Source organism: Sphingomonas bacterium (assembly GCF_903643065.1).
Taxonomy (GTDB): Bacteria; Pseudomonadota; Alphaproteobacteria; order Sphingomonadales; family Sphingomonadaceae; genus Sphingomonas.
The window spans coordinates 1-7,341 of record NZ_CAHJWX010000078.1 but is presented as its reverse complement, the minus strand read 5'-3'; the positions used below and the strand labels follow the sequence as shown (position 1 = coordinate 7,341).

Annotated in this window: 5 protein-coding genes and 2 pseudogenes; 3 read left to right on the top strand and 4 right to left on the bottom strand. The window is 67.4% G+C overall.

Translation table 11 applies throughout. The features are described 5' to 3' along the window. The 4 genes from HUU95_RS04330 to HUU95_RS04315 form a co-directional block, all read right to left on the bottom strand. Positions 1–1,170, bottom strand: a 1,170-nt coding sequence (locus tag HUU95_RS04330) for a DUF932 domain-containing protein (RefSeq protein ID WP_254602613.1), incomplete at its 3' end; no start/stop codon positions are given. 246 nt (positions 1,171–1,416) lie between these two features. After that, positions 1,417–1,746, bottom strand: a complete 330-nt coding sequence (locus HUU95_RS04325; protein WP_174278979.1) for a type II toxin-antitoxin system YafQ family toxin — start codon at positions 1,744–1,746, stop codon at positions 1,417–1,419. Then, complete coding sequence (locus HUU95_RS04320; RefSeq protein WP_254602612.1) at positions 1,724–2,044, bottom strand: type II toxin-antitoxin system RelB/DinJ family antitoxin; 321 nt, start codon at positions 2,042–2,044, stop codon at positions 1,724–1,726. The genes HUU95_RS04325 and HUU95_RS04320 overlap by 23 nt, the downstream gene beginning before the upstream one ends. Before the next feature lie 18 nt (positions 2,045–2,062). Beyond that, positions 2,063–3,568 (bottom strand): tyrosine-type recombinase/integrase, encoded by a 1,506-nt coding sequence (locus HUU95_RS04315; RefSeq protein WP_174278978.1) that lies wholly within the window; start codon positions 3,566–3,568, stop codon positions 2,063–2,065. A 327-nt stretch (positions 3,569–3,895) separates the two neighbouring features. Here HUU95_RS04315 and HUU95_RS14840 point away from each other — a divergent pair. The 3 genes and pseudogenes from HUU95_RS14840 to HUU95_RS04290 form a co-directional block, all read left to right on the top strand. Next, positions 3,896–4,934: pseudogene (locus HUU95_RS14840) on the top strand (IS630 family transposase). Positions 4,935–5,234: 300 nt separating this feature from the next. Then, complete coding sequence (locus HUU95_RS04295) at positions 5,235–7,109, top strand: S9 family peptidase (RefSeq protein WP_174278976.1); 1,875 nt, start codon at positions 5,235–5,237, stop codon at positions 7,107–7,109. A gap of 42 nt (positions 7,110–7,151) precedes the next feature. Continuing rightward, a pseudogene (locus HUU95_RS04290) lies at positions 7,152–7,341 on the top strand (MBL fold metallo-hydrolase); the annotation flags it as partial.

Genomic DNA, 7,341 nt, shown 5'->3' with positions numbered 1-7,341 from the left:
ATCGACGCTTGCCACCGCCGTAAAAGGGGTCCCTTTTAGACGCCGATCGGGGGTCCCGGTTCGACGCCTATTTACAGGCCGGCCTTCCTCCTCCAGCACCGTCGCGATGATCCTCTCGGTTTCGGGACGCGAGAAACCACGCTTGCGCAGGAAGGTCTCGCGGTCCTCGTCCTTGCGTGCGACGATCGCCTCGCGCGCGGACCGGATGCCGGCCATGAACGGTGCCGGCGACGATGTCGCAAACCGCTCCAGCGCGGGGGACGCCTGATGCGCGAAGCGATGGCCGGCGAACTTCGAGTGCCGGATGCTGATCTCCTCGAAGCCCTCGGCGCCCCAGATGTTCCGGTTCATGCAGACGGCGCGAAGGTAGAAGCTCGCCATGCCGAGTGTCTTTGAGCCGACCTCGCTGTTCCAGCAGTAGAAGCCGCGGAAGTAAAGGTCGGGGTCACCGTTCGGCAGCCGGCCGGCTTCGATCGGATGCGCATCATCGACGAGGAACAGAAAGACGTCGCGATCCGAGGCGTAGAGAGTCGTGGTGTCCTTGGTGACCTCCACGAACGGGTTGTGCGTCATGGTCGACCAGTCGAGCAGGCCTGGAACCTTCCAGCGCGTTTCGCCTGTCCCGTCGCCAGCGATACGCATGACGGCCTCGACCAGCTCATAGTCCCAGATTCGACCATAATCCGGACCAGTGACGGCGCGCAGTTCGATCCGGCCATCGTCGGCTTCCAGCGTCTTCACCAGTTCGGCGCGGTGCGAGAGCAATCCGTGCTGAAGATTGATGCCGGCGAGCGACGCCGGTAGCTGCCGCATGTAGCTGGCAGGTGCGCCGACGAGGCTGCATAGCTGGCCGTAAGACCAATGGGTCGGTGCGACGGGCAGATCCTGGCCGGGAACGATCAGCGCCAGCCGTTCGGCATCATCCCGGCTGGCCTCGACGCGAAGCGCCTTGGTTTCGACCGTACGGGCGGTGGCGCGCTCGGCCCGGCCCCGGACTGCCGCGTGCAGTTCCGTCAGCGACAAATAGCGTTCGTCATCGGGGCGGCTGAACCACTCGGACGAGACACGGCCGATCCGCTCGCCGCGGCTGATATCGACCTTATAGGCGCCGGTCACTGGCGAGGCCGCGCCGGCGGGATCGGCGCGGCGGGAAGGCAGGGTCTGAAGCATGGGAGGTCTCCGGACGGGCTGGTCGGGAGCCTCTCTCTCGACCCTCACTCCGTCACGGCGACAGCCGCAGCCCTCTCCCTCTCAAACGCCGCGATCGCGTGCCACGTCGGCAGCGATCGCAGCGAGTCCCGGCGATCATCGGCGGCATCGTTCGGCGCGCAGCCGCCAACTCATCGTATAATCAGGTCGGCATCGTGGGGCGCCACCCGGCCGCAGGGCATCGCATCATCGACCGTCGAGGACCGGCTATTCGTTGAACAGCTCGCTGTGCGTGCCGGCGCGCGTGAACACGATGGCGCCGTTTGGACCGACCTTATCATCGCTCTGGTAGATCAGCAGGAAGTCGCCACCGACATGACATTCCCGAAAACCCGCCCATTCGCCCTTGAGCGGGTGATCGCGCCATTCCGGCCCAAGCGGGCCGTCATTAGCGATCAGCAGCAGCATGACGGCTTTCAGACGCCCGAGATCGTAGCGTCCGGAACGGGATAGCCGCTCCCAGTCCTTGGCGAAGCTCCGGGTGTAGTCGGCCGTGCGCGGGAATGGCGCGCGCTTAGGGCTGGCGGTCTTTTTCAAGGTCGGCGATCAGTTCGGCGGCACCGGCGAAGCGCGACTTGGGCGAGCGCATGATCGCGTCGGCTTCCGCCATTGCCGCACGTGTTTCGGCGTTGGGCACCTTGAGCTCGAGCGGGAAAGCCTGATCGGCGGCGATGCGGTGAAACAGGAGCCGAACGGCGTCGGACGCCGACAGCCCCATGGCCGACAGCGCCGCGGTCGCTCTTGCCTTGACGTCGTCGTCCATACGGACGTGCAACATCGAACTCTGCGCGCCCATAGCCGCCTCCATGTCTCTCAAATGAGAGACGTAGATCATGGAGTCGCGATGTCAAGGTCACGCGGCGATCGCCGTTGTGGGTTCGGCTTCGTGGACACGTGCCCAGGCGTCGAGCACATCCGCCGCATAGACCACGCGGCGGCCGATTTTCCGGAACGCAGGACCGGTTCCCATCCATCGGTAGGTCTGCATGGTGCCGACCGTGAACCCGAGCCGAGCGGCCGCCGCCCGCGTGTCGAGCCACTTGGTCTGGATGACCGACCCAAGAACCGGATCGGGCAGGAGGTTGGGCGCATCGCGCATGGCAAGATCGATGATGGGCGCGGGATCGGAATTGGCGGGCTCGGGATCGAGCAGGCGGGCGATCTCTGCTGCGATCCGGTCGGCCGCGGACTTGAGCGGGTGGTCCGACAGATGCGTGTAGCGCGCTGTCGTCTTCGGGCTGCTGTGGCCAAGAAGCGCGCCGATGATCAGCATGCTGTCGCCCGATGCTGCGCCGACCGATGCGAAGCTGTGCCGCAGGTCATGGATGCGGACGTCTTGGAGACCGGCCGCCCCTCGCACCCTTTCCCAGCACGCCTGGAGGTCCGTCACATGCGTTCCGTCGGATCGGCCGGGAAGAAGGTAGGGATTGCCTGTGACTTCCGGAATCGAGTCGATCACGCGCATCGCCGCCATGCCGAGATGAACGATCTTCGCTCCGGTCTTGCTGTCGGGCAGCCTGAGGCAACGATGATAATGGTCCACGTACGCGCGCTTGAGTGTCAGGATCTCGTTGCGGCGACACCCCGTGAGCATCAGCAATCGGATCGCGGCGAGGGCAAAGGGGCTCTCCACGCCAAGCGACGCCGCGCTCGCGAGGACTTCCCCCAGCCGCGCCAGCTCGGACGGTGACAGGAACCGCTGGAGCTTCTTCCCGGGGAACTTGCGGATGCCTTGCGCGGGATTGTCGGGGCGAAGCCCGCGCGCGACGGCGAAGCCCAGCGCGGCGCTCAGCGTGGACAACGAACTGTTGGCAGCGCCCTTGCCGCCGCGCACGCGCGCAAGCCGGCGCGGACCCTGCTTGACGGTTCGCGCGGTCTTCCCGGCCGCGACGTCGCGCAACATGCCCTCCAGATCGGCGCGCGAGAGTGCGGTCACACGGTGGCGGCCGAGCAGCGGTTTGACGTGGTTCTCAAAGTCGGAACGCGCTGCCGAAACCGAAGCTGGCTTCCGGGTCAGCAAGCCCTCTTCGATGTAAAGGTCGCAGAGCTCGCTGACCGACAGTTCCGCCCGCGCGTCGAAGCGCACCTGCTGCGGGTCATCGCCCTCGGCTACGCTCCCGAGCAGGCGGCGCGCTTCCTGGCGCGCGGTCTCGGGCGTCCACGGCGACCCGTGCTTGCCAATCTTGTAGCGGCGTTCCCGGCCATCGACGCGGTACTGGAGAATATAGGTGAGCCGACCGAGCGGCGAGACGCGCAGGCCGAACCCGCGCAGCTGGCTGTCCCACAAGATGCGGTCCTGGCCGTCGGCGACCAGACCGTCGACCAGCCGTTTGTTGATCCGATGACCCTCGTTCGCCATACCCAATTCCGTGCCGTTTGGGCCGCCATATCGCCCCAAATTTGGAAGCAATTTGGAAGCAACTGGAAGCAAATGACCGGATACAGCGTCGTAGCGTCGGCGGGGCAAGTCAATGAAAACGTTCGCTAATCGTAGAATCGGATAGCGTAGCGAAGGCAAAAAAGTCGCTTGGTAAGGCTGAGGTCGTGAGTTCAATCCTCACCGGCAGCACCATTTTCCACGTGAAAATACAGACTTAGAGCCATTTTCGTGCGGGTAGAGTTGGGAGGGATTCACAGGCCGGCTCGGATGTGATTCAGCATGGCTGCTGGGCAGGAGGCAGCAGGCATGCCGAGGGCCTATTCCGATGATCTGCGGGTGCGGGTGGTGCGAGCGGTTGACGCTGGTGCGTCGCGCCGGTCGGTGGCGACGAAGTTCGAGGTAAGCGTCAGCTTCGTGATCCGGCTGGTGGCTCAGTGGCGGGCGAGCGGCAGCGCCAAAGTGCGCGGCACGGGTGGGCGGCCGCGGCATCGGCTGGAGCCGCATGGCGCGTTGGTCGACCGGCTGCTCGCCGCGCACCGTGATGTGACGCTGGACGAGCTGCGCGCGGCGCTGGCGGATGAGGGCGTGAGCGTCAGCCGCTCGGGTGTGGACCGCTACCTGAAGGCGCGCGGACTGACGCGCAAAAAAAGACAGCGCACGCCGCTGAGCAGGAGCGCCCCGACGTCGCCGCAGCACGCGAGGCTTGGCGCGAGCAGCAGGGCGAACTGAGCCCGGAGCGCCTGATCTTCATCGACGAGACCGGCGCCACCACCAAGATGGCGCGCCGCTATGGTCGGAGCCCACGCGGGCAGCGTCTCGTCATGAGCGTGCCCTACGGCCACTGGAAGACCACAACCTTCGTCGCCGGCCTCCGACACGACCGCATCGACGCGTCCTGCGTGATCGACGGCCCCATGACCGGCGAGCTGTTCCGTGCCTGGGTCGAGCAGTTCCTCGCCCCCACGCTCTCGCCCGGCGACATCGTCGTCATGGACAACCTGCCTGCTCACAAGGTCCACGGCGTCGCCCAGGCAATCGAGAAACGCGGCGCCGAACTGCGCTACCTGCCGCCCTACAGCCCCGACCTGACCCTCCGCCTGCCTTCCAGCGATGCTGCGCATCGCCGGAACCTTCTTGGCAGGCTCCGCCCGATCGAGCAGATGTTCGCCAAGGCTCTCCTGAGCTTGTCGAAGGGCTCAAGGCCCTCCTTCGCAAAGCCGCCGCCCGCTCCGTCGACACGCTCTGGACCACCATCGGCCTGCTCCTCGACGCCTTCTCGTCCGACGAATGCGCCAACTACCTCAGACACTCAGGCTATGTGCAACACACGCGGGAAATGCTCTAGAGCCTGCGGCGAGCGAACACGGCCGGTCTGATGTGGTGAACGGCTGGCGGGACGAGGCGCTGCCGACCGCCCTTGCGACCACGTCGTCAGGGTCCGCCAGAAGGGGCGGGCGGATTCGATTGAGGCCGGGCTCAGCCTGATCGACCAGACCAGGACCATCACGGCGAGCAACGTCGCGTGCAAGACGCTCCACGCTGACCGCGTCCCGGTCGACCCACGCCCTTGATTGTGGATTTTGACTGGACGGAAGCAGACTGTCCTCAGCATAGTGCCGACGGGCTTGTCAGGGGGTCATCAGCCATGCGACGTTTCGTTTTGGGGACGCTCCTGGCCTGCGGGCTCGGCCAGGCGGTGTTCGCGCAACCGGCTGATGTGGCGGCGCGCATCGCGGCGCTGGGGCGGATCAACAGCGCGAGCGCGCCGAGCTTCGCGCCCGACGGCCGCCGGTTCGCCTTTCTGTCGAACGAAGGCAGCAGCCCGCAGGTCTGGGTGCAGGACGCGGGGACCGGTGAGCCACGGCAGCTGACCCGGCTCGCCGACCCGGTGACCAGCGTCTTCTGGTCGCCGCGCGGCGACCTCATCGCCTATGCGGTCGCGCCCGGCGGCGGCCTCAACACGCAACTGTGGGTGATGAAGCCCGACGGCACCGCCGCGCGGCGGCTGACGCCGGGGGGCCGCGACAATAACGGCCTGTCCGGCTGGACGCACGACGGCACCGCGCTGATGGTCGATACCAACAAGGATCATCCGGGCGCGCGCGATCCCGCTCTGCTCGACGTCGCCACCGGCCAATGGCGGATGCTGGCGGCGGACAAGGGGCTCAATACGATCGCTGACGTGCGCGGTGCCGCGGCGGTGGTGCTGCGCGTGGTCGGGCGCGGCGACGCCAACGCCTACCGGGTCGACGTGGTGAGCGGACGCGAGACACCGCTCAGCCCGCACAACGGCAAGGCGGAGACCGGCTGGGGCCAGATGTCGCCCGACGGCCGCGCCGTCTACGTCACCTCCGATGTCGGGCGCGACCGCGCCGCGTTCGGCACCGTCGCGATCGATGCCGCCGGCCGGGCGGGCCCGATCCGCTACTTCGCGACGCGCGACGACGCGGTCGCGGCGGACGGGCTGCTGAGCGATGATGGCCGCACCGCGGCGCTGGCCTGGAACGTCGGCGGTCGCACGAAGATGGCCTTGTACGACACCGCGTCACGCCGCGTCCGGCCGCTGTCGCTGCCGATCGACTATGGCGCGCCGGTCGACTTCAGTCGCGAAGGCGCGACGCTGGCGATCGCCGGCGGCGCGGCGGACCGCACCGGCGACATCTATCTGGTCGATGTGGCCACCGGCGCCGTGACCCGCGCGACGCAGAGCCGGCACGACGGCGTCGACCTCGCCGCGCTGATCAAGCCCGAGCTGGTCTCCTATCGCGGCGCCGACGGCGTGCCGATGTCGGGCTGGCTCTACCGCCCCGCCGGCGCGACCACGCCGATGCCGGTCGTGTTCAGCTATCACGGCGGCCCTGAAGGACAGGCGATCCCGTCGATGTCGCCCGACGCGCAGGCGCTGGCGATGCGCGGCATCGCGACGTTCGCGCCCAACGTGCGCGGCTCGTCCGGGTTCGGCAAGGCATTCATGGCGTTGGACGACGGCGCCAAGCGGGTAGACGGCGTGCGCGACATCAAGGCGACGACCGACGCGCTGGTCGCGATGGGCATCGCCGACCCCAAGCGGCTCGGTATCATGGGTGGCAGCTACGGCGGCTATATGGTGATGGCGGGCGTCACCCAATATCCGACGATGTTCGCCGCCGCCGCCGATCTATACGGCGTGGTCAATTTCGAGACCTTTTTCCGTGAGACCGAGCCGTGGATGGCGGCGATCTCGACCACCGAATATGGCGACCCGCGCACGCAGGCCGCGATGCTGCGCGACCTGTCGCCGATCCACCGGATCGACCGGGTGACGACGCCCCTGTTCGTCCTGCACGGCGCCAACGACACCAACGTGCCGGTGGTGGAGGCGCGCCAGATCGTCGACAGCCTCAAGGCGCGCGGCGTGCCGGTGCGATTCACGCTCTTCCCCGACGAAGGCCATGGCTGGCGCAAGACCGCGAACCGCGTGCGCTCCACCATCGAGATCACCGACTTCTTCGCGCAGTATCTCGGGAAGCCGGCCAGCTGACCCCGATGCGACGTTCGCGGCGACTTCTGCTAAGCGTGCGCGGTGCCCACGAACCGCTATTATCAAGGACCGCCCAGCGATCACTTCGATGGGGTCCGCTTCTTCAACCCCGGCCAGCCCTCCACCGATCGCGGTCTCACCGACTTGCTGCGCTGGAAGCTGGCGGGCGGCGCGGCCGGATGGCCGAAGTCGGTGGCGGTGGCCGCCGCCCGGCCGCAGGCGCGGGTCGCCG

Coding starts and splice junctions, on each gene's coding strand:
- HUU95_RS04315 (WP_174278978.1), bottom strand. CDS start 3,568: ATGGCGAACGAGGGTCATCGGATCAACAAACGGCTGGTCGACGGTCTG.
- HUU95_RS04295 (WP_174278976.1), top strand. CDS start 5,235: ATGCGACGTTTCGTTTTGGGGACGCTCCTGGCCTGCGGGCTCGGCCAG.
- HUU95_RS04320 (WP_254602612.1), bottom strand. CDS start 2,044: ATGATCTACGTCTCTCATTTGAGAGACATGGAGGCGGCTATGGGCGCG.